Genomic DNA, 26,400 nt, shown 5'->3' with positions numbered 1-26,400 from the left:
CAATGGAAATTAGTCTGTTGCAGGCTTTTGCGTTGGGTATTCTCGCCTTTATTGCAGGCCTGGATATGTTCAACGGGTTAACGCACATGCACCGCCCGGTTGTTCTCGGGCCGCTGGTCGGCCTGATTCTGGGCGATCTGCATACCGGTATTTTGACAGGTGGTACGCTGGAACTGGTGTGGATGGGCCTGGCCCCGCTGGCTGGGGCTCAGCCGCCAAACGTGATTATCGGCACTATCGTGGGAACCACGTTTGCCATAACGACAGGAGTAAAACCCGAAGTTGCCGTAGGAGTGGCGGTACCGTTCGCCGTCGCGGTACAGATGGGGATTACCTTCCTGTTCTCTGTGATGTCAGGGGTGATGGCTCGGTGCGATCGCATGGCAGCAAATGCCGATACCGCAGGAATTGAGCGGGTCAACTATTTGGCGATGCTGGCGCTGGGGACCTTCTATTTTTTATGCGCGTTCCTGCCGATTTACTTTGGTGCGGAACATGCCAAAACCGCTATAGATGTTCTGCCGACTCGTCTGATTGACGGCCTCGGCGTGGCAGGCGGCATCATGCCAGCTATCGGCTTCGCCGTACTGCTGAAAATCATGATGAAAAACGTCTATATCCCCTACTTCATCCTGGGTTTTGTAGCCGCAGCCTGGCTCAAACTCCCTGTGCTGGCGATCGCAGCAGCAGCACTGGCAATGGCGCTGATCGATTTTCTGCGTAAATCACCTGAACCTACAGCTCCCGCAGCACAAAAAGAGGAATTCGAAGATGGCATCTAATCAAACGGCTCTGCCGAACGTTTCCGAAACCGAAGAAACGCTGCTGTCCGGCATCAATGAAAACGTCTACGAAGACCAGAATATCGGTGCCGAGCTGACGAAAAAAGATATCAACCGTGTTGCCTGGCGTTCAATGTTATTACAAGCCTCTTTTAACTACGAACGTATGCAGGCATCAGGATGGTTGTACGGCCTGTTACCTGCACTGAAAAAGATCCATACCAACAAGCGCGATCTGGCGCGTTCGATGAAAGGCCATATGGGCTTCTTCAACACGCACCCGTTCCTGGTCACGTTTGTTATCGGGATTATCCTTGCGATGGAACGCTCCAAGCAGGATGTAAACAGTATTCAAAGCACCAAGATTGCCGTAGGTGCTCCACTTGGCGGTATCGGTGATGCCATGTTCTGGTTAACGTTATTGCCTATTTGCGGTGGTATCGGGGCCAGTCTGGCGCTGCAAGGTTCTATTCTTGGCGCAGTTGTCTTTATTGTTATGTTTAACGTGGTTCATCTTGGTCTGCGCTTTGGGCTAGCACACTATGCTTATCGAATGGGCGTTGCTGCCATCCCGCTAATAAAAGCTAACACCAAAAAGGTTGGACATGCTGCATCCATCGTTGGGATGACGGTGATCGGCGCGCTGGTAGCGACCTATGTTCGCCTGAGCACTACGCTGGAAATTACTGCTGGCGACGCGGTTGTGAAACTGCAAACAGACGTTATAGACAAATTGATGCCAGCATTTTTACCGCTGGTCTACACATTGACTATGTTCTGGCTGGTCCGTCGTGGCTGGAGTCCTCTTCGTCTTATCGCCATTACCGTGGTGCTTGGCGTCGTAGGTAAGTTCTGTCACTTCCTGTAAATATAAGGGGTTGTAGATGTTAGGTATTATTTTGACGGGCCATGGCGGGTTTGCCAGCGGAATGGAAAAAGCGATGAAACAGATTTTGGGTGAACAGACTCAGTTCATCGCCATCGACTTTCCGGAAACCTCAACCACAGCCTTACTCACCTCGCAACTTGAACAGGCAGTGAGTGAACTGGATGCTCAGCAAGACATCGTGTTTCTAACAGACCTGTTGGGCGGGACGCCATTTCGCGTAGCTTCTACGCTGGCCATGCAAAGGCAAGGTACTGAAGTGATCACCGGTACCAATCTACAACTGCTACTGGAGATGGTGCTGGAGCGCGACGGCCTGAGCAGCGAAGCGTTTCGTGTGCAGGCGTTGGAGTGCGGACACAGGGGTTTAACCAGTCTGGTGGACGAGCTGGGACGCTGTCGCGAGGAAAACCCCGTTGAGGAAGGGATATGACAAAGCGATTGCGCGCCAGGCGTCTACTAACCGAACAAGGATGGCTGGATGATCATCAGTTATATATTGAAGACGGTATCATTGCAGCAATAGAGCCAATCCCATCCGGAGTTATGAAGCGCGACGCTGAACTGCTTTGTCCAGCTTACATTGATACCCACGTACATGGTGGTGCAGGCGTCGATGTGATGGATGAGGCACCGGATACGCTCGACAAACTGGCGATGCACAAAGCGCGTGAAGGGGTAGCCAACTGGCTACCCACTACCGTCACCGCTCCTCTACCGGATATTCACAGTGCGCTGGAGCGTATTGCCCGTCGCTACCATTGCGGCGGGCCTGGCGCACAGGTGCTGGGCAGTTATCTTGAAGGCCCATATTTTACGCCGCAGAACAAAGGGGCGCACCCGCCTGAGCTTTTCAGGGAACTGGAGCTCAGTGAACTGGATGAACTGATTACGGTTTCCCAGCACACATTGCGCGTCGTTGCGCTGGCACCAGAAAAAACTGGCGCATTGCAGGCTATCGAATATCTGAAGCGGCGCAACGTCCGAGTGATGCTGGGCCACAGCGCAGCCAACTGGGAACAAACCCGCGCGGCCTTTGATGCAGGTGCTGACGGATTGGTTCACTGCTATAACGGTATGACTGGCTTACATCACCGGGAGCCCGGTATGGTTGGCGCAGGGTTAACCGACCCTCGCGCCTGGCTGGAGCTTATCGCTGACGGACACCATGTCCACCCGGCGGCCATGAAGCTGTGCTGCTGTTGCGCGAAAGAGAGACTGGTGCTGATCACAGATGCCATGCAGGCTGCAGGAATGCCTGACGGGCGCTATTCGCTCTGCGGTGAGCAAGTGGAAATGCGCAGCGGAATTGTGCGTACCACGTCCGGTGGCCTGGCTGGCAGCACGCTCTCGGTTGATGCAGCCGTACGAAATATGATCGAGTTCACCGGGATAACGGCAGAAGAGGCAATTCATATGGCCTCTCTCCACCCTGCACGTCTGTTGGGAATCGATCGCCAACTGGGATCGTTAGCAGTGGGTAAACGTGCCGACGCGATCGCGCTTAATAGCGGGCTGCATTTACAACAGATCTGGATTCAGGGTCAGGCTCTCCCCCTTTGACCTTTCATTTTGTCTTGTGTTGGCCTGCGATCCTTGATCGCAAGGCCTTTCTTTTCCTTTCGCTTAAGGAAATACTCAACCACCTTACAACAACTCTTATCTTTATAGATCAATAAGATAATTACATTCCTCGCTCTCACGATCACAATTTTCGTTTTATTTCATTTCATCTTATTGACCTTTCGATTTCTTTTCTATAGATTTTAATTAATAGATTATATGAGCAAGTGAAACGAAACGAAAGATAGCGATATTTTCGCCAGCGTCTTATGTGGATTTTACAAGACTAAGGACTTAAGTTATGCCAGAAACCTATACCCCTGTTACTGCGGTAACGGGCACCTGGACCGAAGAAGAGATCCGTCAACAACCTGCCAGTTGGATCCGTTCTCTCACCAATATCGACAATATTCGATCCGCCATTGATAGCTTTCTTGCGCCATTGTTGCGCAAAAACGATCTGCGGATCGTACTAACCGGGGCCGGGACCTCAGCATTCATTGGCGACATCATCGCCCCGTGGCTGGCAAGCTACACCGGAAAAAACATCACTGCCGTTCCGACCACTGACCTGGTCACCAATCCGATGGATTATCTGAATCCCGCACATCCACTGCTGCTAGTTTCTTTCGCTCGCTCAGGTAACAGCCCAGAAAGCGTTGCTGCAGTAGAACTGGCTAATCAGTTTGTATCTGAGTGTTATCACCTGCCAATCACCTGTAACGAAGCTGGTTGCCTGTATCAAAACGCAGTCGCAAGCGACAATGCCTTTGCTCTGTTAATGCCCGCAGAGACACATGACCGTGGTTTTGCCATGACCAGCAGCATTACCACCATGATGGCCAGTTGCCTGGCAGTATTCGCCCCAGAGAAAATCAATAGTCAGACCTTCCGCGACGTAGCCGATCGGTGCCAGGCGATCCTGACTTCACTGGGCGATTTCAGCGACGGTGTGTTCGGCAATGATCCGTGGAAACGGATCGTCTACCTTGGTAGCGGTGGATTACAGGGAGCTGCGCGTGAATCGGCACTGAAAGTTCTGGAACTGACTGCGGGTAAACTGGCTGCATTTTATGACTCCCCGACCGGCTTTCGTCACGGTCCAAAGTCGCTGGTTGATAACGAAACGCTGGTAGTGGTTTTTGTTTCCAGCCACCCCTATACACGTCAGTACGATCTCGATCTATTGGCAGAGTTACGCCGCGATCGTCAGGCGCTACGAGTTGTCGCAATTGCCACACAAACCCATGAAGTGATTGAAGCTGGCCCACATATTCTGCTGCCGCCAGCACGCTCTTTCATTGATATGGAATTAGCGTTCTGCTTCCTGATCTACGCCCAGGTCTTTGCTTTGACGCAATCCATTAACATCGGCAATACACCGGATACGCCTTCTGCCAGCGGCACTGTGAACCGCGTTGTACAGGGCGTTGTTATTCATCCCTGGAACGCCTAAAAGGATCGTTATATGAGCATTATTTCCACAAAATACCTCCTGCTGGATGCACAAAAAAAAGGCTACGCCGTACCCGCCTTCAACATTCATAACGCCGAGACGATCCAGGCGATCCTTGAAGTATGCAATGAAATGCGATCGCCGGTGATCCTCGCCGGAACCCCAGGTACCTTTAAGCATATTGCACTGGAAGAGATCTATGCACTGTGCAGCGCTTATTCCACCAGCTACGACATGCCGCTGGCGTTACATCTCGATCATCATGAGTCTCTGGACGATATTCGCCGCAAAGTAAATGCAGGAGTACGCAGCGCAATGATCGACGGCAGCCATTTCCCGTTTGAAGAAAACGTGAAACTGGTTAAATCCGTCGTAGATTTTTGCCATGCCAAAGATTGCAGCGTCGAAGCAGAGTTAGGTCGCCTCGGCGGTGTTGAAGATGACATGAGCGTGGATGCCGAAAGCGCCTTCCTCACCGATCCACAAGAAACCAAACAGTTTGTTGAGCGTACCGGCGTAGACAGCCTTGCTGTCGCCATTGGTACGGCTCACGGCCTCTACACCAAAACGCCTAAAATCGATTTCCAACGGCTGGGTGAAATTCGTGAAGTAGTCGACGTTCCACTGGTACTACATGGCGCAAGCGATGTCCCTGACGAATACGTCCGCCGCACGATCGAACTTGGTGTGTGCAAAGTTAACGTTGCTACCGAGCTGAAGATTGCTTTTGCCGATGCAGTCAAAGCGTGGTTTGCGGAAAATCCACAAGGTAATGATCCCCGTTATTATATGCGGGTCGGTATGGATGCGATGAAAGAAGTGGTGCGTAGCAAAATTAATGTATGCGGCTCAGCAAACAAATTGATGGCTGTCCGCGAATTATCGTGACCATCGTTATATTTCTTTTTTATTCTTGAGTGCTATCTGCATAATGTCTTTTAGCACTCATTATTCGAATAATAGAGATATATAGCGTTTAAATTACGCTGAATAAATTCACAAACTTGATACTGCAATAATAATATATTTCAATAATCTATGTAATTCAATCTTTTTATGGTGAGGATTAAAATATGAGTGGTCCAAAAATTCTGTTAACCCGCATTGATAACCGATTAGTACATGGACAGGTTGGTGTCACATGGACATCCACAATTGGTGCTAACTTGTTGGTCGTTATTGATGATGACGTTGCTCAAGATGAAATTCAGCAGAAATTAATGAGCATCACTGCTGAAACTTACGGTTTTGGCATCCGCTTTTTTTCCATAGATAAAACCATAAACGTTATCGGTAAGGCCGCACCACATCAGAAAATTTTTCTTATTTGTCGGACGCCACAAACAGTAAGAAGATTGCTCGAAGGAGGTATTCAACTGAACGATGTCAATGTGGGTAACATGCATTTCTCTGAAGGCAAAAAACAGATAAGCAGCAAAGTTTACGTTAATGAACAAGATCTTGATGACCTGCATTTTATAAAAAAACAGGGTGTTAATATTTTTATTCAGGATGTCCCTGGAGATCAAAAAGAACAGATTCCTGATTAAAAGGCTAAACAACTTTTTCATAATAAAAGGATTTATTTTCTTGAGGTGATATATATGCATGAAATAACCCTTATTCAGGGTATATCCCTGGCTGCATTAGTTTTCTTTCTTGGAATCGACTTTTGGCTGGAAGCCTTGTTTTTATTCAGACCGATTATTGTATGTACTTTAACCGGCGCTATTCTGGGTGATATTCATATTGGCCTAATAACAGGTGGTTTGACCGAGTTGGCTTTTGCTGGCCTAACCCCCGCAGGAGGCGTACAGCCACCCAATCCAATAATGGCCGGTTTAATGACCACTGTTATCGCATGGTCTACCGGCGTGGATGCCAAAACGGCCATCGGTCTTGGTTTGCCCTTCAGCCTTCTAATGCAATACGTAATATTGTTCTTTTACTCAGCATTCTCTCTGTTTATGGCAAAAGCCGATAACTGTGCGAGAGAAGCAAACACAAGCGCATTTACGCGTCTGAACTGGCTGACAACACTGATTGTTGCTTCTTCATACGCCATCATCGCCTTCCTGTGTACGTATCTGGCACAGGGCGCTATGCAGTCACTGGTAAAAGCCATGCCCGCCTGGTTAACACATGGATTTGAAGTGGCGGGGGGCATTTTGCCTGCTGTTGGTTTTGGTTTGTTGCTCCGCGTGATGTTCAAAGCACAGTACATACCTTACCTGATTGCTGGCTTCCTCTTCGTCTGCTACATCCAGGTTAACAACCTACTGCCCCTCGCCGTATTGGGCGCAGGCTTCGCCGTATATGAATTTTTCAATGCGAAAGCCAAACAGCAGGCTCAACTTGCCACTAATAAAAACAATGAAGAAGGGGACTATAGCAATGGGATCTGAAATCAGTAAAAAAGACATTACTCGCCTTGGCTTTCGCTCGTCATTTCTTCAGGCCAGCTTTAACTATGAAAGGATGCAGGCAGGTGGTTTTACCTGGGCTATGCTCCCGGTACTAAAAAAAATTTATAAGGATGATAAAGCCGGTCTAAGCGCGGCGATGAAAGATCATTTAGAATTTATCAATACCCACCCTAATCTGGTCGGTTTTCTGATGGGATTATTGATCTCAATGGAAGAAAAGGGGGAAAACCGCGACACAATTAAAGGCTTGAAAGTGGCGCTATTTGGACCTATCGCCGGGATCGGCGATGCCATTTTCTGGTTCACCTTACTACCTATTATGGCGGGGATCTGTTCATCTTTCGCCAGCCAGGGAAACATACTGGGGCCAATTTTGTTTTTCGCCGTTTATTTGATGATCTTTTTCTTGCGCGTCGGCTGGACGCATGTCGGTTACTCGGTAGGTGTTAAAGCTATCGACAAAGTACGAGAAAATTCGCAGATGATCGCCCGCTCAGCAACGATCCTCGGGATCACAGTTATTGGCGGGCTTATCGCATCCTATGTGCACATTAACGTTGTAACTTCTTTTGCAATCGACAGTACCCACAGCGTGGCATTACAGCAGGATTTTTTCGATAAAGTATTCCCGAATATTTTACCGATGGGCTACACGTTACTGATGTACTACCTGTTGCGGGTGAAAAAAGCACATCCAGTACTGTTAATCGGCGTGACGTTTGTACTGTCAATTATCTCTTCAGCACTCGGCATACTTTAAACGAAATAAGGGTGAAGCAGCCTGCAACACCCTACTTCAAAAGGACTCGAAAAATGCAATATATTCAGTATTGCGACAATTATGATGTATTGAGCGATCGCGCCAGCGAACAGTTAATTACGCTGATACAGAATAAACCTGATGCAACCATCTGTCTGGCAACAGGAGGCACCCCCCTTCTCACATATCGCTACTTTGTCGAGAAAATTAACCAACGTAATATCGATTTTAATCGAGTGGTTTTCGTGAAATTGGATGAGTGGGTCGGTATTCCGTTGAACTCTCCTGCAACGTGTGAATCTTTCCTGCAACAACACATCGCTCAACCGCTGGGTTTACGAGCTGAACAGTTGGTTGGTTTTCAATCTGAAAATGTTAACGAGCAGGAATGCGAGCGCATCACAGAGATTATTGCCAGCCGAGGCGGCCTCGATTTATGTCTGCTCGGAATAGGCAAAAATGGCCATTTGGGATTGAATGAACCCACAGAGCTCCTGGAGCCGTTTTGCCATATCAGCGTACTTGAGGAGAAAACACGCCATCATGACATGTTAAAAACAGCTGGTAGTCGTGTGACTCACGGCATTACGCTGGGATTGAAAGACATCCTGAATGCAAAAGAGATTTTGTTGCTGATAGCAGGTGATGGGAAGCACGATGCGGTAGAAAAATACCTAGCCGCCTCCGTTACTACTACTATTCCTGCTTCATTTTTATGGTTGCACCGCAATGTCAGTTGCCTGATTGACGGCTCACAATATCCTGATAAATAAAATTTACAGCAACCGCCACATCCCCCTGACGCAGCAACGCGTTGCAGTTTGCCTTTTAACTGCAACGCTTTCAGCGATTTCTTCCGACATTTCTTCCGACATTTCTTCCGACAAGCCGGTGATTAATGCAGGCCTTCTTACTCCCCCTGCTGTTCCAGCGCGTACTTATACAGCGCATTCTTCTTCACGCCGTGGATCTCAGCGGCCAGTGCGGCGGCCTTTTTCAGCGGCAGTTCTGCCTGCAATAAGGCCAACGTACGCAGCGCATCAGCCGGAAGGTCGTCTTCTTGCGCTTTGTGTCCTTCGACAATCAGCACCATTTCGCCTTTACGACGGTTTTCATCTTCCTTGACCCACGCCAGCAGTTCGCCGACCGGCGCACCGTGAATGGTTTCCCAGGTTTTGGTCAACTCACGCGCCAACACCACGTAGCGGGATTCGCCCCAGACGGCAACCATATCTTCCAGGCTATCCAGCAAACGGTGGGTGGATTCATAAAAAATAAGCGTACGCGGTTCAGCCTCAATGGCTTTCATCGCATCACGACGCCCTTTCGATTTGGCAGGCAGAAAACCTTCATAGCAAAAGCGGTCTGAAGGCAGACCTGCAGCGCTCAGGGCAGCAATCGCCGCGCAAGGGCCTGGCAGGGGAACAACGCGGATCCCTGCTTCGCGGCAGGTCCGTACCAGATGGTAGCCAGGATCGTTAATCAGCGGCGTTCCGGCATCGGAAACCAGCGCAATGTTTTGCCCTTCTTTAAGCTTCGCCACCAGCGTTTCGGCCTTTTGTTGCTCGTTGTGGTCATGTAAAGCGAACAAACGCGCGTTAATCGCGAAGTGTTGTAACAAGAGTCCTGTATGACGAGTGTCTTCAGCGGCAATCAAATCAACGGCTTGTAAAACTTCGAGCGCTCGTTGGGTAATATCAGCCAAATTTCCTATAGGAGTAGGTACAATAAAGAGTTGGCCTTGAGAATTATCCGCCGATTCGTGTTGTTTCATTGTGTCGTCCGTATTGCCGATTTAATATTGAGCATTGAGTAAAAAAATATCACTGGATACAGTATGGTACCCTCAACATTTTCTCGTTTGAAAGCCGCACGCGCGCTACCAGTCATTCTGGCTGCACTGATTTTTGCAGGCTGTGGCACCCAGGCACCAGACCAGAGTGCAGCCCATATGCAGGGCACTGCGCAGGCTGATTCCGGCTTTTATCTGCAACAAATGCAGCAAAGCTCAGATGATAGCAAGACCAACTGGCAATTACTCGCCATTCGTGCACTGCTGAAAGAAGGCAAGAGCCAGCAGGCTTTCGAGCTGTTCAACCAGCTACCACAGAAGCTAAGCGATACCCAGCGTCGTGAGCAGTCACTGCTGGCTGTCGAAATTAAGCTCGCGCAGAAAGATGTCGCTGGCGCACAGGCCCTGCTGGATAAGCTAACCCCCGCCGATTTTGATCAAAACCAGCAGGCGAGATACTGGCAGGCGCAAATCGACGTCAACCAGGGTCGTCCATCGCTGACTTTACTGCGCGCCCTGATCGCCCAGGAACCGCTGCTGGCCGCGAACGCTAAGCAGAAAAACATGGATGCCACCTGGCAGGCGCTGTCATCCATGACCCAGGAGCAAGCGCAGACGCTGGTCATCAATGCGGATGAAAACGTGCTGCAAGGCTGGTTGGATCTCCAGCGCGTCTGGTTCGATAACCGTAACGATCCAGACATGATGAAAGCCGGTATTGCTGACTGGCAGAAACGTTATCCACAAAACCCGGGGGCAAAACTATTGCCAACGCAGTTGGTTAACGTGCAGAGCTTTAAACCCGCTTCCACCAGCAAAATTGCTCTGCTGTTGCCGCTGAACGGTCAGGCCGCTGTATTTGGCCGTACTATTCAGCAAGGCTTTGAAGCTGCGAAAAATATGGGTACTCAACCCGTAGCGGACCCTGCTGTTGCCGCGCCTGCTGCGGATACAGCGGCTGCGACGACCACGGAACAGCCGCAAACGACTGACGGTGTTGCCAGCCCGGCTCAGGCGTCAGTAAGCGATCTGACCAACGAGACGCCAGCACAGCCAGAAGCTACAGCTCCACAACCAACAGCGCCTGCACAGCCAACAACCGCCAGCGCACCAGCGAATCCGTCCGCAGAGCTGAAAATCTACGACACGTCATCACAGCCGCTGAATCAGATCCTGACTCAGGTTCAGCAGGATGGCGCCAGCATCGTGGTTGGCCCACTGTTGAAGAACAATGTTGAAGAGCTGATGAAAAGCAACACGCCATTAAACGTCCTGGCGCTTAATCAGCCGGAGTCGGTAAAAAACCTGCCGAACGTCTGCTACTTCGCTCTGTCGCCAGAAGATGAAGCGCGCGACGCAGCACGCCACATTCGCGATCAAGGAAAACAGACGCCGCTGTTGTTGATCCCGCGGAGTTCGTTAGGCGATCGCGTTGCCAACGCCTTTGCACAGGAGTGGCAAAAACTGGGTGGCGGCGTGGTGCTGCAGCAGAAGTTCGGCTCCACCACTGAGCTGAAAATGGGCGTCAACGGCGGCTCGGGGATCTCCCTGACGGGCAGCCCGGTCGCCTCTTCTGTACCCGCGCAGCCTGGCGTGACGATTGGCGGTCTGACCATTCCGGCAGCACCTACCGATGCGCAAATCACCGGCGGCAGCGGTCGTGTTGATGCCGTATATATTCTGGCAACGCCGGAAGAAATTGCATTTATAAAGCCGATGATCGCCATGCGCAACGGTAGCCAGAGCGGTGCCACGCTGTACGCCAGCTCCCGTAGCGCGCAGGGAACTGCCGGCCCGGATTTCCGTCTGGAGATGGAAGGCTTGCAGTACAGCGAAATTCCGATGCTGGCAGGCGCTAACGCCCCTCTCATGCAGCAGGCGCTGGGCGCGGTTCGTAACGACTACTCGCTGGCACGTATGTACGCGATGGGCGTCGATGCCTGGTCGCTTGCCAACCACTTCTCGCAAATGCGTCAGGTGCAGGGTTTCGAAATTAACGGCAACACCGGAGCCTTAACCGCAACGCAGGATTGTGTGATTAACAGGAAGTTATCATGGCTCAAATACCAGCAAGGACAAGTCGTCCCCGCCAGTTAACGAGTAAACAGACCGGTGACGCGTGGGAATCCACCGCGCGTGACTGGCTGCAGAGCAAGGGACTGCATTTTATCGCCGCCAACGTGCATGAGCGTGGCGGCGAAATCGACCTGATAATGCGTGAAGGCAACACCACCGTATTTGTTGAGGTTCGCTATCGGCGCTCAGCCCAGTTTGGCGGTGCAGCGGCGAGTGTGACCCGGAGCAAACAACACAAATTATTACAGACTGCCCGCTTGTGGCTTGCGCGCCACAATGGAAGTTTTGATACTGTGGATTGCCGGTTCGATGTGTTAGCCTTCACCGGAAATGATGTTGAGTGGTTTAAGGACGCGTTCAACGACCGCTCATAGTTGAAGATTCAGAGCCTGGTTCTTAAGGATTAGCGTGTTAGATAGAATTAAAGTCTGCTTTACAGAAAGCATTCAAACTCAGATAGCTGCGGCTGAAGCACTTCCGGATGCGATCTCCCGTGCAGCCATGACGCTGGTTCAGTCCCTGCTCAATGGCAACAAAATTCTCTGTTGTGGTAATGGGACGTCCGCTGCCAACGCACAGCATTTTGCTGCCAGCATGATCAATCGTTTTGAAACAGAGCGCCCAAGTTTACCTGCGATTGCACTAAATACTGATAATGTGGTCTTAACTGCGATTGCCAACGATCGCCTGCACGATGAAGTTTATGCAAAACAAGTCCGTGCGCTGGGACATGCAGGTGATGTTCTGCTGGCAATCTCTACGCGTGGTAATAGCCGCGATATCGTAAAAGCCGTTGAAGCCGCCGTGACACGCGACATGACAATTGTCGCACTGACCGGGTATGACGGAGGGGAGCTGGCCGGGTTACTGGGGCCGCAGGATGTTGAAATCCGTATCCCTTCACACCACAGCGCCCGCGTTCAGGAAATGCATATGCTGACGGTCAACTGCCTTTGCGATCTCATCGATAACACGCTTTTCCCTCACCAGGATGATTAAGGAGTACACATGAAGGCATTTTCGCCGCTTGCTGTGATTATCGCTGCCCTGCTACTGCAAGGCTGTGTCGCTGCCGCCGTTGTCGGAACTGCTGCTGTCGGCACCAAAGCCGCGACGGATCCTCGCAGTGTAGGCACCCAGGTAGATGACGGAACCCTGGAATTACGCGTCAATACCGCGTTGTCGAAAGATGCCCAGATCAAGAAAGAGGCGCGTATCAACGTGAGCGCGTATCAGGGTAAAGTGCTGCTGGTCGGTCAGTCGCCAAATAGCGAACTGTCTGCGCGAGCAAAACAGATTGCGATGGGCGTAGAAGGTACCACTGAGGTCTTTAACGAGATCCGTCAGGGTCAGCCAATCGGCCTGGGCGATGCGTCTAACGATACCTGGATAACCACTAAAGTACGTTCCCAGTTGCTGACCAGCGATCAGGTGAAATCCTCTAACGTGAAAGTCACCACCGAAAACGGGGAAGTGTTCCTGTTGGGTCTGGTAACTGAACGTGAAGCGAAGGCTGCGGCAGACATCGCCAGCCGGGTAAGCGGCGTGAAACGCGTCACGACGGCTTTTACGTTTATTAAGTAAGACTGCTACAAATGCCGGATGGGGACGCCAGAGCGTCCTCTCCGGCATTTTATTTGGCTCTTTCGCGCAGTTCGGAAGAGGTCAGGATCGAAACGCCTTCATGTCCAGGCGCCAGTGCCTCCGCCAGCATAGCCCGGGCTACATCACGCGCCTCAATCGACTTCCAGTTCCCCGGTAGCAGCCGAAATAACGGCGCTAAAAACCTCTCATTCGCCCGCTGTTTATCCCGTTCTCCGAGTAACATTGAAGGCCGAACAATCGTCAGCCGCGGCCAATTTTGCGCGATCAGCGCCTGCTCCATTTCCCCTTTCACCCGGTTATAAAAAAACGGTGAATTGGCATTGGCACCCATCGAACTGACCACCAGCATATGCTGAGCGCCCAACCGACGCCCCGTCAGGGCCGTGTCCACCACCAGCGTATAGTCAGCATGGATAAACGCTTCTTTGCTACCCGCTTCACGCCGGGTGGTTCCCAGACAACAAAAGACAATATCTACCGGATCGGTGACCTGCGCCAGCGCATCGGTTAGCTGCGGATCATAGGGATTATAGACGCCAGCCGTATCAGCCAGCGGTCGACGTGTCGGCGCCGTGATGGCATTGACCCGGGGTTCATTGAGCAGCATACGCAGCAAATTTCCGCCTACCAGCCCCGTTGCGCCTGTTATTAATACCTGACTCATCGCTAATCTTCCCCTGACTCTTTAATCACTCTATTAACTATAGATCACGTTGCCAGTGCATTTTTTTGCCAAAGCCCAGCGTGTTGTCCGTGAATTTGACTTCATCCAGTCGAATCTCCCACACGGGCGCAGGCAGCATTCTGGCAACCGGGAAACGGCGGTTGTAGGCATTACGCGCGGCTTCACTCTCCTGCCCTTCAAGACGCCGGATTTCCCCTTTAAACTGTACGCCACGAATCAGGGCGACCGTTTTGGGCTGACCATTTACCGTGCCGGCAATCGCCGCGCGCGGCCCGGACATCTGCGCATGGCGCGTTTTCTCTTCGGTCAGCACATAGAACACCATCTTCTGCGCATCAAACAGGTAAAACGCATTGGCGCACCATAATTCACCGTCATGATGTACACACCAGGTCACGACGTGCTGCTTTGCCAGCCAGCGGGTCACCGCAGTCAGTGTTTCCATTTCTGTTCTCTTTTATACTGTAGGCCTGAAAATTATCACGTCGATGGTGACAATGACACCCTGGTATCTGTACCTGATCCGTACTGCGGACAACGCCTTATACACCGGAATAACCACCGATGTGCAGCGCCGCTATAAGCAGCATCAAAGTGGGAAAGGCGCGAAGGCGCTGCGCGGAAAGGGGGAACTCACGTTGGCATTTGCGGCTCAGGTCGGCGACCGTTCGCTGGCCCTGCGCTTAGAATATCGCGTCAAACAGCTTACAAAGCGGCAGAAAGAGCGCCTTGTTGAAGGCGAAGGGCTTGAGGCACTACTGAGCAGCCTGCAAACCCCCGGCGCTTAAAAACGATTGAAGTAGTCGTGGTATTCCACAAGGCCCGTCACACCCTCCAGCGCATCTTCCGCCAGGCGATGAACCTGGAACGCGCTTTCGGTGCCCGGCCAGCGGCAACGTAGGTCATGATGGGCAGCCAGCTCAAAACCAAAGCGGCTGTACAGCGCCGGATCGCCCAGCGTAACCACCGCGGCGTAACCAAACTCGTTCAGGGAATCGAGTCCTTCATAGACCAGCTGACGCGCCAGGCCCTGCCCACGGTAGTTTTCATCCACCGCGAGCGGCGCCATGCCGACCCATTGCAGGTCTTCGCCCTGGACATCGACAGGGCTGAACGCGACGTAACCCACTACCTGACCTTCGTCATCGGTAGCAACCAGACCCAGCGTTATGAAACCGTCTTCACGCAGGTCGTGCACTAATTTGGCTTCCGCATCGCTCTCAAATGAACGACGCAGCAATGCATCAATACCTGGGGCATCAATGGGAATTTCAACTCGAATCAGCATGGCTCACCTACCGAAGTCTGTTTGGTTTCTGGCGACGTTTTCATTCCCGCCTCAACAAAATCCGCCAACTGCATCAGCATGACGCGCAACGCTTTAGGCATCTGATCCAGTTCGATGGCGTCCATCAGATTTTTAACATACAGCCCTAATTCTGTATCACCTTCAATCACCAGGCGACGCTGGAAGAACAGCGTATCCGGATCCTGCTTACGCGCCGCGATCATCAGGAGATCGCTGGCATCCGCGCTAAAACTCACATCCGCCTCTGCATTCTGGCTGACGATAAGTTTATCGTTCTCAACAGAGGTATACCATTTAAGGCCAATGTCACGCACATGAATGCTCAGCCAGCGACCGTCGAGAAACTCCAGCTCCCCATCGGCCAGCGCCTGACTAAACTGCCAGCTCAGGACCTGCTCCAGAACCTGGCGCTTCAGCGCAAAGGGCGTCAGTTTAACCGGTACACTCATCAGAGAAGGACCAAAATGTACTAAGCGTGAACGCAGTTTATCCAACACGAGCTTTACTCCCTGTTTCAATTATCCTGCTATTTTGCCATATCAAATAAACGACATAGCGGCATAAATCAACAATTCGCTACGAAATTGTTACCTCTTATTGGTATCACCAATACGACTTTAACTGCCTCAAATCAAAAATTGTCTCAGCAAGGTTAACTAAAATCCCTCTTCGTTAACATTTCTGCGCCCTTTACGGCGCAACGTTCAGGATAAATTATGGAGCTGCTCTGCCCTGCCGGAAACCTCCCGGCGCTTAAGGCGGCCATCGAGAACGGCGCTGATGCGGTCTACATCGGGCTGAAAGATGATACCAACGCCCGTCATTTCGCCGGCCTTAATTTTACCGAGAAAAAATTGCAGGAAGCGGTGAGTTTTGTCCATCAGCACCGCCGTAAGCTGCACATCGCGATTAACACCTTTGCGCATCCGGATGGTTACGCGCGCTGGCAACGTGCCGTAGATATGGCGGCGCAACTGGGTGCGGATGCGCTGATCCTCGCCGACCTCGCCATGCTTGAGTATGCCGCAGAGCGCTACCCGCATATTGAGCGTCATGTCTCTGTTCAGGCATCTGCAACCAATGAAGAGGCGATTAATTTCTATCATCGCAACTTTGATGTCGCCCGCGTGGTACTGCCGCGCGTACTGTCTATTCACCAGGTGAAGCAGCTCGCTCGCGTCACGCCAGTTCCCCTGGAAGTGTTCGCCTTTGGCAGTCTGTGCATTATGGCGGAAGGCCGCTGCTATCTTTCATCCTATCTGACGGGCGAGTCTCCTAATACGGTTGGCGCCTGCTCCCCTGCCCGTTTTGTTCGCTGGCAGCAGACCCAACAAGGGCTGGAATCCCGTCTTAATGAAGTGCTGATCGACCGCTATCAGGACGGAGAAAACGCCGGTTATCCGACGCTGTGTAAAGGCCGCTATCTGGTTGATGGCGAGCGCTATCATGCGCTGGAAGAACCCACCAGCCTGAATACGCTGGAGCTGCTGCCAGAACTGCTGGCGGCCAATATTGCCTCGGTGAAAATCGAAGGGCGTCAGCGTAGCCCGGCCTACGTCAGCCAGGTGGCGAAAGTGTGGCGCCAGGCGATCGACCGCTGTATGGCCGACCCGCAAAACTACGCCCCACAGGCCGCGTGGATGGAAACGCTCGGTTCAATGTCCGAAGGCACGCAGACCACGCTTGGCGCGTATCACCGTAAATGGCAGTGAGAGAAGCAATGAAATATTCCTTAGGGCCGGTGCTGTGGTACTGGCCGAAAGAAACGCTGGAAGATTTTTATCAGCAGGCCGCCACCAGCCAGGCCGACGTTATCTACCTTGGCGAAGCGGTGTGCAGTAAACGCCGCGCCACCAAAGTAGGCGACTGGATCGATATGGCGAAATCGCTCGCTGGCAGCGGTAAACAGGTGGTGCTGTCAACGCTGGCGCTGGTGCAGGCCTCCTCTGAGCTGGGAGAACTGAAACGCTATGTCGAAAACGGCGACTTCCTGCTGGAAGCCAGCGATCTCGGCGTGGTAAACATGTGTGCCGAGCGTAAGCTGCCGTTTGTCGCCGGGCATGCGCTCAACTGCTACAACGCGGTAACCCTGCGTTTGCTGCTCAGGCAGGGCATGGTGCGCTGGTGTATGCCGGTAGAACTGTCCCGTGACTGGCTAGTCAATCTGCTCAACCAGTGTGAAGAGCTGGGTATTCGCAATCAGTTTGAAGTAGAGGTACTGAGCTACGGGCATCTGCCGCTGGCGTACTCTGCCCGCTGCTTTACCGCACGCTCTGAAGACCGTCCAAAAGACGAGTGTGAAACCTGCTGCATCAAATACCCGAATGGGCGCGATGTGCTGTCGCAGGAGAATCAGCAGGTCTTTGTCCTCAACGGCATCCAGACCATGAGCGGCTATGTCTATAACCTGGGTAACGAGCTGACGTCCATGCAAGGCCTGGTTGATATTGTGCGTCTGTCCCCTTCAGGCAGCGACACGTTCGCCATGCTCGATGCCTTCCGCGCCAATGAAAATGGCACTGCCCCATTACCGCTTGCTGCCCACAGCGACTGCAATGGCTACTGGAAGCGGCTGGCAGGTCTTGAACTACAGCCGTGATTAATAGCTCACTTTGTTAACAACATTCGCTAATCTTTAATGCAGTATTAAAAGATTAACCGGTAACAAAGTGAGCCGTTATGACTGACAAAACTATTCCGTTCTCGGTGCTGGATCTGGCGCCGATCCCTGAAGGATCTTCGGCAAAAGAGGCCTTCACACACTCGCTTGATCTCGCTCGACTGGCCGAAAAGCGCGGCTACCACCGCTACTGGCTGGCAGAACATCACAACATGACCGGCATCGCCAGCGCGGCGACCTCTGTGCTGATTGGCTATCTGGCTGCCAATACCACCACGCTGCATCTTGGTTCTGGCGGCGTTATGCTGCCCAACCATTCGCCGCTGGTGATCGCCGAGCAGTTCGGTACCCTGAATACGCTGTATCCGGGGCGAATCGATCTCGGGCTTGGCCGCGCGCCGGGTAGCGACCAGCCGACCATGCGCGCGTTGCGCCGCCATATGAGTGGTGATATCGATAACTTCCCGCGCGACGTAGCTGAACTGGTGGACTGGTTCGACGCCCGCGATCCAAATCCTCATGTACGCCCGGTTCCCGGCTACGGCGAGCAGATCCCGGTCTGGTTATTAGGCTCCAGCCTGTACAGCGCACAGCTGGCAGCCCAGCTCGGCCTGCCATTTGCCTTCGCCTCGCACTTTGCTCCGGATATGTTGCATCAGGCGCTGCATCTGTATCGCACCCAGTTCAAGCCCTCAGCGCGTCTGGCAAAGCCGTATGCGATGGTGTGCATCAACATCATTGCCGCCGACAGCAACCGCGATGCCGAATTTCTTTTCACCTCAATGCAGCAGGCGTTTGTGAAACTGCGTCGTGGCGAAACCGGCCAGCTACCGCCACCGGTAGAGAATATGCATCAGCTGTGGTCCGCTTCCGAGCAGTACGGCGTACAACAGGCTCTGAGCATGTCGCTGGTTGGTGATAAGGCGAAAGTGCGACACGGTCTCGACGCCATTTTGCGTGAAATCCAGGCCGATGAAATTATGGTTAACGGCCAGATTTTTGATCATCAGGCACGTCTACATTCGTTTGACCTGGCGATGCAGGTGAAAGAAGAGTTGGTGGGGTAATCGTTGTTTTGCCCGGTGGCATTTGGCTTACCGGGCCTACGAGATCGTATAGGCCGGATTAGGCGCAACCGCCATCCGGCACTAAAAGGTTACTGGTACACAGGCAACAAATTCACGCTCGACAGAATATGGATAACCGCGTTGCCGATACCGAATACCAGGATCAGCGCAATCATCGGCTTGCCGCCCCAGACACGGAATTTCGGGCTGCCAAAACGCTCGCGGGATTTACGGGCCAGCAGCGCCGGAACAATGGCGGCCCAGATGGTCGCGGCAAGCCCTGCATAGCCAATGGCGTACAGGAAACCGTTCGGCCACAGCAGGCCACCGACAATCGGCGGGACAAACGTCAGCAATGCCGTTTTAAAACGTCCCATTGCCGAGTCATCAAAGCCAAACAGATCCGCCAAATAGTCAAACAGACCGAGCGTGACCCCGAGGAATGAACTCGCCACCGCAAAGTTGGAGAACACCACCAGCAGCAGATCCAGACTGCGGCTGTTCAGCACGCCGCTCAGCGCCTGTACCAGCACATCAATGTTACCGCCCTGCTGCGCAATACCGATAAATTCCGGACGCGGGATGTTACCCATCGTCCCCAGCAACCATACGGTATACAGCACCAGCGCCAGCAGCGTGCCGTACACCAGGCACTTAACGATGGTCTTCGGATCTTTGCCGTAATACTTCATCAGGCTCGGGACGTTGCCGTGATAGCCGAATGAGGCCAGGCAGAACGGTAACGTCATCAGCAGGTACGGCGTATACGAAGCGTTGCTCTGCGCCACGTTAAACAGCGTAGTGGGCGTAACATGCCCCAGCAGACTGCCGAAGGTCAGGAAAAAAGTAATCACCTTCGCGCCCAGCACAATCGCCGTCATGCGGCTAACCGCTTTGGTGCTTAACCACACCACGAACGCCACCAGCAGCGCAAAACCAAGACCCGCCGCACGCGCCGGAACGTTCAGCGACATCTCCGAGAAGGTGTGATGCAGGATCGAACCACTCGCCGAGATATACGCATAGGTAAGGATATAGAGAACGAAAGCAATCGAGATGCCGTTCACAACGTTCCAGCCTTTGCCCAGCAGATCTTTCGTGATGGTGTCAAAGCTGGAACCAATGCGGTAATTGAGGTTAGCTTCCAGGATCATCAGCCCGGAGTGCAGCATGCAAAACCAGGTGAAGATCAGCGCCGCCATTGACCAGAAGAACCACGCCCCGGACATGACCACTGGCAGAGAAAACATCCCCGCGCCAATAATGGTGCCGCCGATGATCACCACGCCGCCAAGCAGCGAAGGTGACGTTTGGGTGGTGGTTAGTGTTGCCATTTAGCCATCTCTCCAGTCATTTATATTGTGACTACATTTCAATGTGCTGCACTGTACCAGTACACGAGTACAAATGAAATAAAAAAAGCCCCGATTGTTGAGATCGGGGCTGTATATTTTACTTTACGGTATTAAACCGTAATTTCGCATGGATTACGCATCACCGCCGAAACGACGACGACCAGCGGAATCATCACGACGCGGAGCAGAAGAATCGTCACGACGCGGACCGCGGTTGCCTTCACGACGTTCGCCGCTGAAACGGCGACCTTCGCTACGACCGCCTTCACGACGCTCGCCGCTGAAACCACGACCTTCGCCACGACCGCCTTCACGACGCTCACCGCTGAAACGGCCACCGCCACGACGCTCACCACCGGTGTGCGGAACTGCATCGCCAACCAGCTGCATGTTCATCGGCTTGTTCAGGATGCGAGTACGGGTAAAGTGCTGCAGCACGTCGCCCGGCATACCTTTCGGCAGCTCGATGGTTGAGTGGGAAGCAAACAGCTTGATGTTACCGATGTAACGGCTGCTGATATCGCCTTCGTTAGCAATCGCACCAACGATATGACGGACTTCAACACCGTCATCACGGCCCACTTCAATGCGGTACAGCTGCATATCGCCAACGTCACGACGTTCACGACGCGGACGGTCTTCACCACCACGGTCATTACGGTCACCACGCGGGCCACGATCGTTGCGGTCACGCGGACCACGATCGTCACGGTCGCGGAATTCGCGTTTCGGACGCATCGGCGCATCTGGCGGCAGGATCAGCGGACGTTCGCCCTGAGCCATTTTCAGCAGTGCGGCTGCCAGCGTTTCGATATCCAGTTCTTCTTCCGGCTGCATTTTCGCCAGCAGAGCACGGTACTGATCCAGATCGCTGCTTTCCAGCTGCTGCTGTACTTTAGCGGCGAATTTTTCCAGACGGCGTTTGCCCAGCAGGTCTGCGTTCGGCAGTTCTACTTCCGGAATAGTCAGCTTCATGGTGCGTTCGATGTTACGCAGCAGACGACGCTCACGGTTCTCAACGAACAGCAGCGCACGACCCGCACGGCCCGCACGACCAGTACGGCCGATACGGTGAACGTAAGATTCGGAATCCATCGGGATGTCGTAGTTAACAACCAGGCTGATACGCTCAACGTCCAGGCCACGGGCCGCAACGTCGGTAGCAATCAGAATATCCAGACGGCCATCTTTCAGACGCTCCAGAGTCTGCTCACGCAGGGACTGGTTCATGTCGCCGTTCAGTGCAGCGCTGCTATAACCGCTACGCTCCAGCGCTTCTGCCACTTCCAGGGTCGCATTTTTGGTACGAACGAAGATAATCGCCGCATCAAAGTCTTCTGCTTCCAGGAAACGCACCAGCGCTTCATTTTTACGCATGCCCCAGACGGTCCAGTAGCTCTGGCTGATGTCAGGACGGGTAGTTACGCTGGACTGAATGCGTACTTCCTGCGGCTCTTTCATAAAGCGGCGGGTAATACGACGAATCGCTTCCGGCATAGTCGCGGAGAACAGAGCGGTCTGATGACCTTCCGGGATCTGCGCCATGATGGTTTCAACGTCTTCGATGAAGCCCATACGCAGCATTTCATCAGCTTCGTCCAGTACCAGACCGCTCAGTTTGGAGAGGTCCAGAGTACCGCGCTTCAGGTGGTCCAGCAGACGGCCCGGCGTACCGACAACGATCTGTGGTCCCTGACGCAGGGCACGTAATTGCACGTCATAACGCTGGCCGCCGTACAGGGCAACCACGTTCACGCCGCGCATGTGTTTAGAGAAATCCGTCATGGCTTCTGCAACCTGAACCGCCAGTTCGCGGGTCGGTGCCAGCACCAGAATCTGAGGTGCCTTCAGCTCAGGATCAAGATTGTTGAGCAGCGGTAAAGAGAACGCTGCAGTTTTGCCGCTACCCGTCTGGGCCATACCCAGAACATCGCGGCCGCCCAGCAGATGCGGAATGCACTCTGCCTGGATTGGAGATGGTTTTTCGTAACCCAGATCGGTAAGGGCTTCAAGGATAGGAGCCTTCAGGCCCAGATCTGCAAAAGTGGTTTCGAATTCAGCCATGTAGTACGTGTGCCTCAAAATTAATGGCGGCCAGTCTACATAACTCATCATGAAATTGATCTGCAATTTTCATTGAAAAGTGTGAACCGGCTCAAAGTAGGTGTATTAACGAACAACAACGCCCTCACCCGTGAAGGTGATGGCAATCAAAAAAGATTACGGGCTGATGTGTACGTCAGCTATTGCTGGTCCGATTCTGCCAGGTCATCTTGGTCCTGGCCCAGGAGCGATAATTCCAACAATGCGTATCGGTGCTCAACAAAGTTATGAACGTTGTTAGCCACCGCCAGTTTGAACAATGCCGTAGCGTTGTCCAAATCCCCCAGACTTAGGTAGTACTTACCTAAATAGAAGTTGGTTTCACTGAGATGCTCAGCGAGCGAGGTGTTATCCGTTGCGTCCGCCTTTAGGCGTTCCATCAGCGTTGCTTCGCTAATGTTGCCCAGGTAGAACTCGACAATGTTCCATCCCCATTGCTCTTTATCCGATTTCTCAAAGCGTTGCTTTAACGCTTCTTTAGCCTGCTTCTCATCGAGCTTCTGCTCGGCGAGATAAAGCCACAGACTACGGAAAGGATCATTGGGATCGTCTTGATAAAACGCTAGCAGATCATCTTGCGCTAACTTGTCGCGACCGCCGTAATACAATGCGATACCGCGATTTAAGTGCGCGTAGTTGTAAGTTGGATCAAGCTCAAGTACAGAATCAAACGCTTCATAGGCAGCATCAAAATTGCCTGCCTGCGTTAAATATATACCTAAGTAATTGAATACTTCAGGCATATCTGGTCGGATTGCCAGCGCTTGTGAAAAATCATTTCGCGCCAGTGCCCTCAGACCGAGACTATCATACAACACTCCGCGCTCATATAAAAGCTGTGCGCGTTCGTCATCGGTTAAAGCCCGACTGGCAAGAATTTGTTCCATACGTGCCAGAATCACTTCCTGCTGCAAAGTCGGTTGCAATGGTACTGCGAGGACTTCACTCTTACGCCAGGCGGAATTACTGCATCCAGCCAGCGTGAGTGCTGTCGCAACGAAACACCAGCGCAAAAAAGGCTTCATTTCCCACTCCCGAAGACAACGATTGAATGAACGTCCAGGTTCCCCGGTTGCTAACAAGGCGTCCTGCCGGGTTAAAAGCCCTCCGCTTTCACGGAGGGCAATGGCAACCTTACTCGCCCTGGCTTGCCGGAGCTTCCGGTTCGCCTGCAGGCTGAGACTGCTCAGTTGCTTCTTTAATGCTCAGACGTACACGGCCCTGGCGATCAACTTCCAGAACTTTGACCGGTACTTCCTGGCCCATCTGCAGGTAATCGGTCACTTTCTCAACGCGTTTGTCAGCGATCTGAGAGATGTGTACCAGACCTTCTTTACCGCCACCAATGGCAACGAATGCGCCAAAGTCAACGATACGGGTCACTTTACCATTGTAGATACGGCCTACTTCGATCTCTGCGGTGATCTCTTCGATACGACGGATAGCATATTTCGCTTTCTCGCCGTCGGTCGCAGCAATCTTCACAGTACCATCATCTTCAATTTCAATGGTGGTGCCGGTTTCTTCGGTCAGAGCACGGATAACAGAACCGCCTTTACCGATAACGTCTTTGATCTTGTCCGGGCTGATCTTGATGGTGTGGATACGCGGAGCGAACTGAGAAATGTCACCACGCGGTGCGTTGATCGCTTGTTCCATCACACCCAGGATGTGCAGACGCGCACCTTTAGCCTGGTTCAGAGCAACCTGCATGATCTCTTTGGTGATACCTTCAATTTTGATATCCATCTGCAGTGCAGAGATACCGTCGCGGGAACCCGCCACTTTGAAGTCCATATCGCCCAGGTGGTCTTCGTCGCCCAAGATGTCAGACAGAACAACAAAGTTGTCGCCTTCTTTCACCAGACCCATCGCGATACCCGCAACGGCAGCTTTGATCGGCACGCCTGCGTCCATCAGCGCCAGAGAAGCACCACATACGGAAGCCATGGAAGAAGAACCGTTAGATTCGGTGATTTCAGAAACCACACGTACGGTGTACGGGAATTTATCCAGTTCCGGCATCACTGCCAGTACGCCACGCTTCGCCAGACGACCGTGACCAATCTCACGACGCTTCGGAGAACCGACCATACCGGTTTCACCTACGCAGTACGGAGGGAAGTTGTAGTGGAACAGGAAGTTGTCAGTACGCTCGCCCATCAGCTCGTCAAGGTTCTGCGCATCACGAGTGGTGCCCAGGGTCGCAGTAACCAGCGCCTGAGTTTCACCACGGGTGAACAGTGCGGAACCGTGGGTACGCGGCAGAACGCCAGTACGCACGTCCAGACCACGGATCATGTCTTTTTCACGACCATCGATGCGCGGCTCGCCTGCCAGTACGCGGCTGCGAACAACATTTTTCTCGATAGCGTGCAGGATTTCACCCAGTTCGTTAGCGTCCAGGGTTTCGTCTTCAGCCACCAGAGTTGCGATGGTTTCAGATTTGATCACGTCAACCTGAGCGTAACGCTCTTGTTTGTCGGTGATACGGTAAGCATCGCTCAGACGAGCTTCTGCCAGTGCGGCAACGCGTGCGTTCAGCGCTTCGTTGACGGCTTCTGGCTGCCAGTCCCAACGCGGTTTGCCAGCTTCTTTCGCCAGCTCGTTGATAGCCTGAATAACAACCTGCTGCTGTTCGTGGCCGAATACTACAGCGCCCAGCATCTGGTCTTCGCTCAGCAGTTCAGCTTCGGATTCAACCATCAGTACGGCAGCTTCAGTACCAGCAACAACCAGGTCCAGCTTGCTTTCTTTCAGTTCGTCCTGAGTCGGGTTCAGTACGTACTGGTCATTGATGTAACCAACACGTGCAGCACCGATCGGGCCGTTGAATGGGATGCCAGACAGAGTCAGCGCAGCAGATGCACCAATCATTGCCACGATATCCGGGTTAACCTGCGGGTTAACGGAAACAACGGTCGCGATAACCTGAACTTCGTTAACGAAGCCTTCCGGGAACAGCGGGCGAACCGGGCGGTCAATCAGACGCGCGATCAGAGTTTCGCCTTCACTCGGACGGCCTTCACGACGGAAGAAGCTACCCGGGATACGGCCAGCAGCGTAAGTACGCTCCTGATAGTTAACGGTCAGTGGGAAAAAGTCCTGGCCTGGTTTCGCTTTTTTCTGGCCAACAACGGTAACGAATACCGCAGTGTCATCCATGCTAACCATAACAGCGGCAGTCGCCTGACGCGCCATCATGCCGGTTTCCAGCGTAACGGTATGCTGACCGTACTGGAATTTACGAACGATCGGATTAAGCAAATTAATATCCTTTCTCTATTTTTTGACGGCACATTTTTGCGCCATCGTTAATACCCGATCTTCTGCGCATCCTCGCGACTAATGACAACCCTAACCCATAAGCATGAGTAAAGCCTCTCATTAGCCGCGCGAACCTCTGCAACGGAAGATCATTCATAGCAACAATACATTAGTTTCCAGCGAATTGCTGCCATCTGCTGGAAAAAAGGGGCCATGAAGGCCCCCTCTTTCTGAAACTCGAAAGAATTAGCGACGCAGACCCAGACGCTCGATCAGCGCGGTGTAACGTGCAACATCTTTACGTTTCAGGTAGTCGAGCAGTTTACGACGCTGAGAAACCATGCGCAGCAGACCACGACGGCTGTGGTGATCTTTTTTGTGCTCTGCAAAGTGGCCCTGCAGGTGGTTAATCTGTGCAGTCAACAGAGCAACCTGAACATCGGTAGAACCGGTGTCGTTTGCATCACGACCAAACTCAGAAACGATTTTAGCGGTAGCTTCAGTACTTAGAGACATTTTAAAACTCCAAAGTGTTAAGAATGAAAGGATGCCGATCTCTAATTCAGCTATCCCAGTGTATACACGCCTTCTTCAAACTGACCCTGCGCTGGCTGTGTCCGCTCACCTCGGTCACTTACCTGAGTAAGC

Annotated in this window: 28 protein-coding genes and 1 pseudogene; 18 read left to right on the top strand and 11 right to left on the bottom strand. The window is 52.5% G+C overall.

The window, feature by feature from the left end:
• The first annotated feature begins 2 nt into the window (after nucleotides 1-2).
• From agaW to HV345_RS02820, 10 genes are all read left to right on the top strand, one after another.
• Entirely contained in the window at nucleotides 3-782 is a 780-nt protein-coding gene (gene agaW, locus HV345_RS02865) for a PTS N-acetylgalactosamine transporter subunit IIC (RefSeq protein ID WP_181636226.1), read from the top strand.
• On the top strand, nucleotides 772-1,650 hold the full coding sequence (agaE, locus tag HV345_RS02860; protein WP_181546435.1) for a PTS N-acetylgalactosamine transporter subunit IID: 879 nt from the start codon (nucleotides 772-774) through the stop codon (nucleotides 1,648-1,650). Before agaW ends, agaE begins: the two co-directional genes overlap by 11 nt.
• A gap of 16 nt (nucleotides 1,651-1,666) precedes the next feature.
• Nucleotides 1,667-2,101, top strand: a complete 435-nt coding sequence (gene agaF / locus HV345_RS02855; protein WP_016157552.1) for a PTS galactosamine/N-acetylgalactosamine transporter subunit IIA — start codon at nucleotides 1,667-1,669, stop codon at nucleotides 2,099-2,101.
• Complete coding sequence (nagA, locus tag HV345_RS02850; RefSeq protein ID WP_181636225.1) at nucleotides 2,098-3,231, top strand: N-acetylglucosamine-6-phosphate deacetylase; 1,134 nt, start codon at nucleotides 2,098-2,100, stop codon at nucleotides 3,229-3,231. Before agaF ends, nagA begins: the two co-directional genes overlap by 4 nt.
• 301 nt (nucleotides 3,232-3,532) lie before the next feature.
• Nucleotides 3,533-4,687, top strand: a complete 1,155-nt coding sequence (locus HV345_RS02845; protein WP_181636224.1) for an AgaS family sugar isomerase — start codon at nucleotides 3,533-3,535, stop codon at nucleotides 4,685-4,687.
• A gap of 12 nt (nucleotides 4,688-4,699) precedes the next feature.
• Nucleotides 4,700-5,575, top strand: coding sequence for a tagatose-bisphosphate aldolase subunit KbaY (kbaY, locus tag HV345_RS02840; protein WP_181636223.1), 876 nt, complete (start codon nucleotides 4,700-4,702; stop codon nucleotides 5,573-5,575).
• Nucleotides 5,576-5,760: 185 nt separating this feature from the next.
• Nucleotides 5,761-6,237 carry a PTS galactosamine transporter subunit IIB gene (gene agaB, locus HV345_RS02835; RefSeq protein ID WP_047413959.1) on the top strand — a complete coding sequence of 159 codons (477 nt, stop codon included), beginning with the start codon at nucleotides 5,761-5,763 and terminating at the stop codon, nucleotides 6,235-6,237.
• Nucleotides 6,238-6,291: 54 nt separating this feature from the next.
• On the top strand, nucleotides 6,292-7,092 hold the full coding sequence (gene agaC, locus HV345_RS02830; protein WP_181636222.1) for a PTS galactosamine transporter subunit IIC: 801 nt from the start codon (nucleotides 6,292-6,294) through the stop codon (nucleotides 7,090-7,092).
• On the top strand, nucleotides 7,082-7,873 hold the full coding sequence (gene agaD, locus HV345_RS02825; protein WP_047499692.1) for a PTS galactosamine transporter subunit IID: 792 nt from the start codon (nucleotides 7,082-7,084) through the stop codon (nucleotides 7,871-7,873). The genes agaC and agaD overlap by 11 nt, the downstream gene beginning before the upstream one ends.
• 53 nt (nucleotides 7,874-7,926) lie before the next feature.
• Nucleotides 7,927-8,646: a galactosamine-6-phosphate isomerase gene (locus HV345_RS02820; RefSeq protein WP_181636221.1), complete on the top strand. Its 720-nt coding sequence runs from the start codon at nucleotides 7,927-7,929 to the stop codon at nucleotides 8,644-8,646.
• A gap of 137 nt (nucleotides 8,647-8,783) precedes the next feature.
• Here HV345_RS02820 and rsmI read toward each other — a convergent pair whose 3' ends face one another.
• A complete protein-coding gene (rsmI, locus tag HV345_RS02815; RefSeq protein WP_016154652.1) occupies nucleotides 8,784-9,647 on the bottom strand; it encodes a 16S rRNA (cytidine(1402)-2'-O)-methyltransferase in 864 nt (287 codons plus the stop codon).
• Between the two features lie 63 nt (nucleotides 9,648-9,710).
• Between rsmI and HV345_RS02810 the strand changes: the two genes are divergently transcribed.
• From HV345_RS02810 to dolP, 4 genes are read left to right on the top strand one after another with little or no spacing between them, the layout of a single operon-like run.
• Complete coding sequence (locus HV345_RS02810) at nucleotides 9,711-11,762, top strand: penicillin-binding protein activator (RefSeq protein WP_181636220.1); 2,052 nt, start codon at nucleotides 9,711-9,713, stop codon at nucleotides 11,760-11,762.
• Nucleotides 11,720-12,115, top strand: coding sequence for a YraN family protein (locus HV345_RS02805; protein WP_019077774.1), 396 nt, complete (start codon nucleotides 11,720-11,722; stop codon nucleotides 12,113-12,115). The genes HV345_RS02810 and HV345_RS02805 overlap by 43 nt, the downstream gene beginning before the upstream one ends.
• Nucleotides 12,116-12,149: 34 nt before the next feature.
• A complete protein-coding gene (gene diaA / locus HV345_RS02800; protein WP_003024948.1) occupies nucleotides 12,150-12,740 on the top strand; it encodes a DnaA initiator-associating protein DiaA in 591 nt (196 codons plus the stop codon).
• A 9-nt stretch (nucleotides 12,741-12,749) separates the two neighbouring features.
• Complete coding sequence (gene dolP / locus HV345_RS02795) at nucleotides 12,750-13,325, top strand: division/outer membrane stress-associated lipid-binding lipoprotein (protein WP_003024954.1); 576 nt, start codon at nucleotides 12,750-12,752, stop codon at nucleotides 13,323-13,325.
• 49 nt (nucleotides 13,326-13,374) lie between these two features.
• Here dolP and HV345_RS02790 read toward each other — a convergent pair whose 3' ends face one another.
• Together HV345_RS02790 and HV345_RS02785 are read right to left on the bottom strand one after the other, a co-directional pair.
• Nucleotides 13,375-14,010, bottom strand: coding sequence for an NAD(P)H-binding protein (locus HV345_RS02790; protein WP_016154656.1), 636 nt, complete (start codon nucleotides 14,008-14,010; stop codon nucleotides 13,375-13,377).
• Nucleotides 14,011-14,047: 37 nt separating this feature from the next.
• A complete protein-coding gene (locus HV345_RS02785) occupies nucleotides 14,048-14,476 on the bottom strand; it encodes a YhbP family protein (protein ID WP_016154657.1) in 429 nt (142 codons plus the stop codon).
• A gap of 43 nt (nucleotides 14,477-14,519) precedes the next feature.
• On the opposite strand from HV345_RS02785, the pseudogene HV345_RS02780 reads away from it, so the two are divergent.
• Nucleotides 14,520-14,829 (top strand): annotated as a pseudogene (locus tag HV345_RS02780) (GIY-YIG nuclease family protein).
• Here the strand turns inward: HV345_RS02780 and HV345_RS02775 are convergent.
• Nucleotides 14,816-15,319, bottom strand: coding sequence for a GNAT family N-acetyltransferase (locus HV345_RS02775; protein ID WP_016154659.1), 504 nt, complete (start codon nucleotides 15,317-15,319; stop codon nucleotides 14,816-14,818). The pseudogene HV345_RS02780 and the gene HV345_RS02775 sit on opposite strands and share 14 nt — an antisense overlap.
• Nucleotides 15,313-15,837 carry an SCP2 domain-containing protein gene (locus HV345_RS02770; RefSeq protein ID WP_016154660.1) on the bottom strand — a complete coding sequence of 175 codons (525 nt, stop codon included), beginning with the start codon at nucleotides 15,835-15,837 and terminating at the stop codon, nucleotides 15,313-15,315. The genes HV345_RS02775 and HV345_RS02770 overlap by 7 nt, the downstream gene beginning before the upstream one ends.
• A gap of 219 nt (nucleotides 15,838-16,056) precedes the next feature.
• Here HV345_RS02770 and HV345_RS02765 point away from each other — a divergent pair, with 219 nt between their 5' ends.
• The 3 genes from HV345_RS02765 (at nucleotide 16,057) to HV345_RS02755 (ending at nucleotide 19,027) form a co-directional block, all read left to right on the top strand.
• Complete coding sequence (locus HV345_RS02765; protein WP_016154661.1) at nucleotides 16,057-17,052, top strand: peptidase U32 family protein; 996 nt, start codon at nucleotides 16,057-16,059, stop codon at nucleotides 17,050-17,052.
• A gap of 8 nt (nucleotides 17,053-17,060) precedes the next feature.
• Complete coding sequence (locus tag HV345_RS02760) at nucleotides 17,061-17,939, top strand: U32 family peptidase (RefSeq protein ID WP_019077776.1); 879 nt, start codon at nucleotides 17,061-17,063, stop codon at nucleotides 17,937-17,939.
• 80 nt (nucleotides 17,940-18,019) lie between these two features.
• Entirely contained in the window at nucleotides 18,020-19,027 is a 1,008-nt protein-coding gene (locus HV345_RS02755) for a luciferase-like monooxygenase (RefSeq protein ID WP_181636219.1), read from the top strand.
• An 89-nt stretch (nucleotides 19,028-19,116) separates the two neighbouring features.
• Here HV345_RS02755 and mtr read toward each other — a convergent pair whose 3' ends face one another.
• From mtr to rpsO, 6 genes are all read right to left on the bottom strand, one after another.
• Nucleotides 19,117-20,361 carry a tryptophan permease gene (mtr, locus tag HV345_RS02750; RefSeq protein ID WP_016154664.1) on the bottom strand — a complete coding sequence of 415 codons (1,245 nt, stop codon included), beginning with the start codon at nucleotides 20,359-20,361 and terminating at the stop codon, nucleotides 19,117-19,119.
• 153 nt (nucleotides 20,362-20,514) lie between these two features.
• Complete coding sequence (locus HV345_RS02745) at nucleotides 20,515-22,446, bottom strand: DEAD/DEAH family ATP-dependent RNA helicase (RefSeq protein ID WP_016157565.1); 1,932 nt, start codon at nucleotides 22,444-22,446, stop codon at nucleotides 20,515-20,517.
• Nucleotides 22,439-22,519: a protein YrbN gene (gene yrbN, locus HV345_RS02740; protein WP_010723222.1), complete on the bottom strand. Its 81-nt coding sequence runs from the start codon at nucleotides 22,517-22,519 to the stop codon at nucleotides 22,439-22,441. Before yrbN ends, HV345_RS02745 begins: the two co-directional genes overlap by 8 nt.
• 106 nt (nucleotides 22,520-22,625) lie before the next feature.
• The gene (nlpI, locus tag HV345_RS02735) at nucleotides 22,626-23,510 is read right to left on the bottom strand and encodes a lipoprotein NlpI (RefSeq protein WP_003024982.1); all 885 of its coding nucleotides are present in this window, start codon (nucleotides 23,508-23,510) and stop codon (nucleotides 22,626-22,628) included.
• A gap of 109 nt (nucleotides 23,511-23,619) precedes the next feature.
• Entirely contained in the window at nucleotides 23,620-25,752 is a 2,133-nt protein-coding gene (gene pnp / locus HV345_RS02730; RefSeq protein WP_008785911.1) for a polyribonucleotide nucleotidyltransferase, read from the bottom strand.
• Nucleotides 25,753-25,998: 246 nt separating this feature from the next.
• A complete protein-coding gene (gene rpsO / locus HV345_RS02725) occupies nucleotides 25,999-26,268 on the bottom strand; it encodes a 30S ribosomal protein S15 (protein ID WP_000059465.1) in 270 nt (89 codons plus the stop codon).
• Between the last annotated feature and the right edge of the window lie 132 nt (nucleotides 26,269-26,400).

The sequence above is a fragment of the Citrobacter sp. RHBSTW-00986 genome, from assembly GCF_013783065.1.
In the GTDB taxonomy this organism is placed as follows: domain Bacteria; phylum Pseudomonadota; class Gammaproteobacteria; order Enterobacterales; family Enterobacteriaceae; genus Citrobacter; species Citrobacter braakii.
The sequence above is the reverse complement of the archived record's forward strand: the minus strand, read 5'-3'. Positions and strand labels throughout refer to the sequence as shown.

What these genes read in the sequence shown, in the direction of transcription:
- HV345_RS02810 (WP_181636220.1), top strand. Translation starts at nt 9,711, where the DNA reads ATGGTACCCTCAACATTTTCTCGTTTGAAAGCCGCACGCGCGCTACCA.
- agaE (WP_181546435.1), top strand. Translation starts at nt 772, where the DNA reads ATGGCATCTAATCAAACGGCTCTGCCGAACGTTTCCGAAACCGAAGAA.
- HV345_RS02755 (WP_181636219.1), top strand. Translation starts at nt 18,020, where the DNA reads ATGACTGACAAAACTATTCCGTTCTCGGTGCTGGATCTGGCGCCGATC.
- HV345_RS02775 (WP_016154659.1), bottom strand. Translation starts at nt 15,319, where the DNA reads ATGCTGATTCGAGTTGAAATTCCCATTGATGCCCCAGGTATTGATGCA.
- mtr (WP_016154664.1), bottom strand. Translation starts at nt 20,361, where the DNA reads ATGGCAACACTAACCACCACCCAAACGTCACCTTCGCTGCTTGGCGGC.
- rsmI (WP_016154652.1), bottom strand. Translation starts at nt 9,647, where the DNA reads ATGAAACAACACGAATCGGCGGATAATTCTCAAGGCCAACTCTTTATT.
- HV345_RS02765 (WP_016154661.1), top strand. Translation starts at nt 16,057, where the DNA reads ATGGAGCTGCTCTGCCCTGCCGGAAACCTCCCGGCGCTTAAGGCGGCC.
- kbaY (WP_181636223.1), top strand. Translation starts at nt 4,700, where the DNA reads ATGAGCATTATTTCCACAAAATACCTCCTGCTGGATGCACAAAAAAAA.
- HV345_RS02845 (WP_181636224.1), top strand. Translation starts at nt 3,533, where the DNA reads ATGCCAGAAACCTATACCCCTGTTACTGCGGTAACGGGCACCTGGACC.
- dolP (WP_003024954.1), top strand. Translation starts at nt 12,750, where the DNA reads ATGAAGGCATTTTCGCCGCTTGCTGTGATTATCGCTGCCCTGCTACTG.
- agaB (WP_047413959.1), top strand. Translation starts at nt 5,761, where the DNA reads ATGAGTGGTCCAAAAATTCTGTTAACCCGCATTGATAACCGATTAGTA.
- rpsO (WP_000059465.1), bottom strand. Translation starts at nt 26,268, where the DNA reads ATGTCTCTAAGTACTGAAGCTACCGCTAAAATCGTTTCTGAGTTTGGT.
- nagA (WP_181636225.1), top strand. Translation starts at nt 2,098, where the DNA reads ATGACAAAGCGATTGCGCGCCAGGCGTCTACTAACCGAACAAGGATGG.
- yrbN (WP_010723222.1), bottom strand. Translation starts at nt 22,519, where the DNA reads ATGAAAATTGCAGATCAATTTCATGATGAGTTATGTAGACTGGCCGCC.
- agaF (WP_016157552.1), top strand. Translation starts at nt 1,667, where the DNA reads ATGTTAGGTATTATTTTGACGGGCCATGGCGGGTTTGCCAGCGGAATG.
- agaC (WP_181636222.1), top strand. Translation starts at nt 6,292, where the DNA reads ATGCATGAAATAACCCTTATTCAGGGTATATCCCTGGCTGCATTAGTT.
- HV345_RS02760 (WP_019077776.1), top strand. Translation starts at nt 17,061, where the DNA reads ATGAAATATTCCTTAGGGCCGGTGCTGTGGTACTGGCCGAAAGAAACG.
- agaD (WP_047499692.1), top strand. Translation starts at nt 7,082, where the DNA reads ATGGGATCTGAAATCAGTAAAAAAGACATTACTCGCCTTGGCTTTCGC.
- HV345_RS02785 (WP_016154657.1), bottom strand. Translation starts at nt 14,476, where the DNA reads ATGGAAACACTGACTGCGGTGACCCGCTGGCTGGCAAAGCAGCACGTC.
- HV345_RS02805 (WP_019077774.1), top strand. Translation starts at nt 11,720, where the DNA reads ATGGCTCAAATACCAGCAAGGACAAGTCGTCCCCGCCAGTTAACGAGT.
- HV345_RS02790 (WP_016154656.1), bottom strand. Translation starts at nt 14,010, where the DNA reads ATGAGTCAGGTATTAATAACAGGCGCAACGGGGCTGGTAGGCGGAAAT.
- nlpI (WP_003024982.1), bottom strand. Translation starts at nt 23,510, where the DNA reads ATGAAGCCTTTTTTGCGCTGGTGTTTCGTTGCGACAGCACTCACGCTG.
- HV345_RS02820 (WP_181636221.1), top strand. Translation starts at nt 7,927, where the DNA reads ATGCAATATATTCAGTATTGCGACAATTATGATGTATTGAGCGATCGC.
- agaW (WP_181636226.1), top strand. Translation starts at nt 3, where the DNA reads ATGGAAATTAGTCTGTTGCAGGCTTTTGCGTTGGGTATTCTCGCCTTT.
- HV345_RS02745 (WP_016157565.1), bottom strand. Translation starts at nt 22,446, where the DNA reads ATGGCTGAATTCGAAACCACTTTTGCAGATCTGGGCCTGAAGGCTCCT.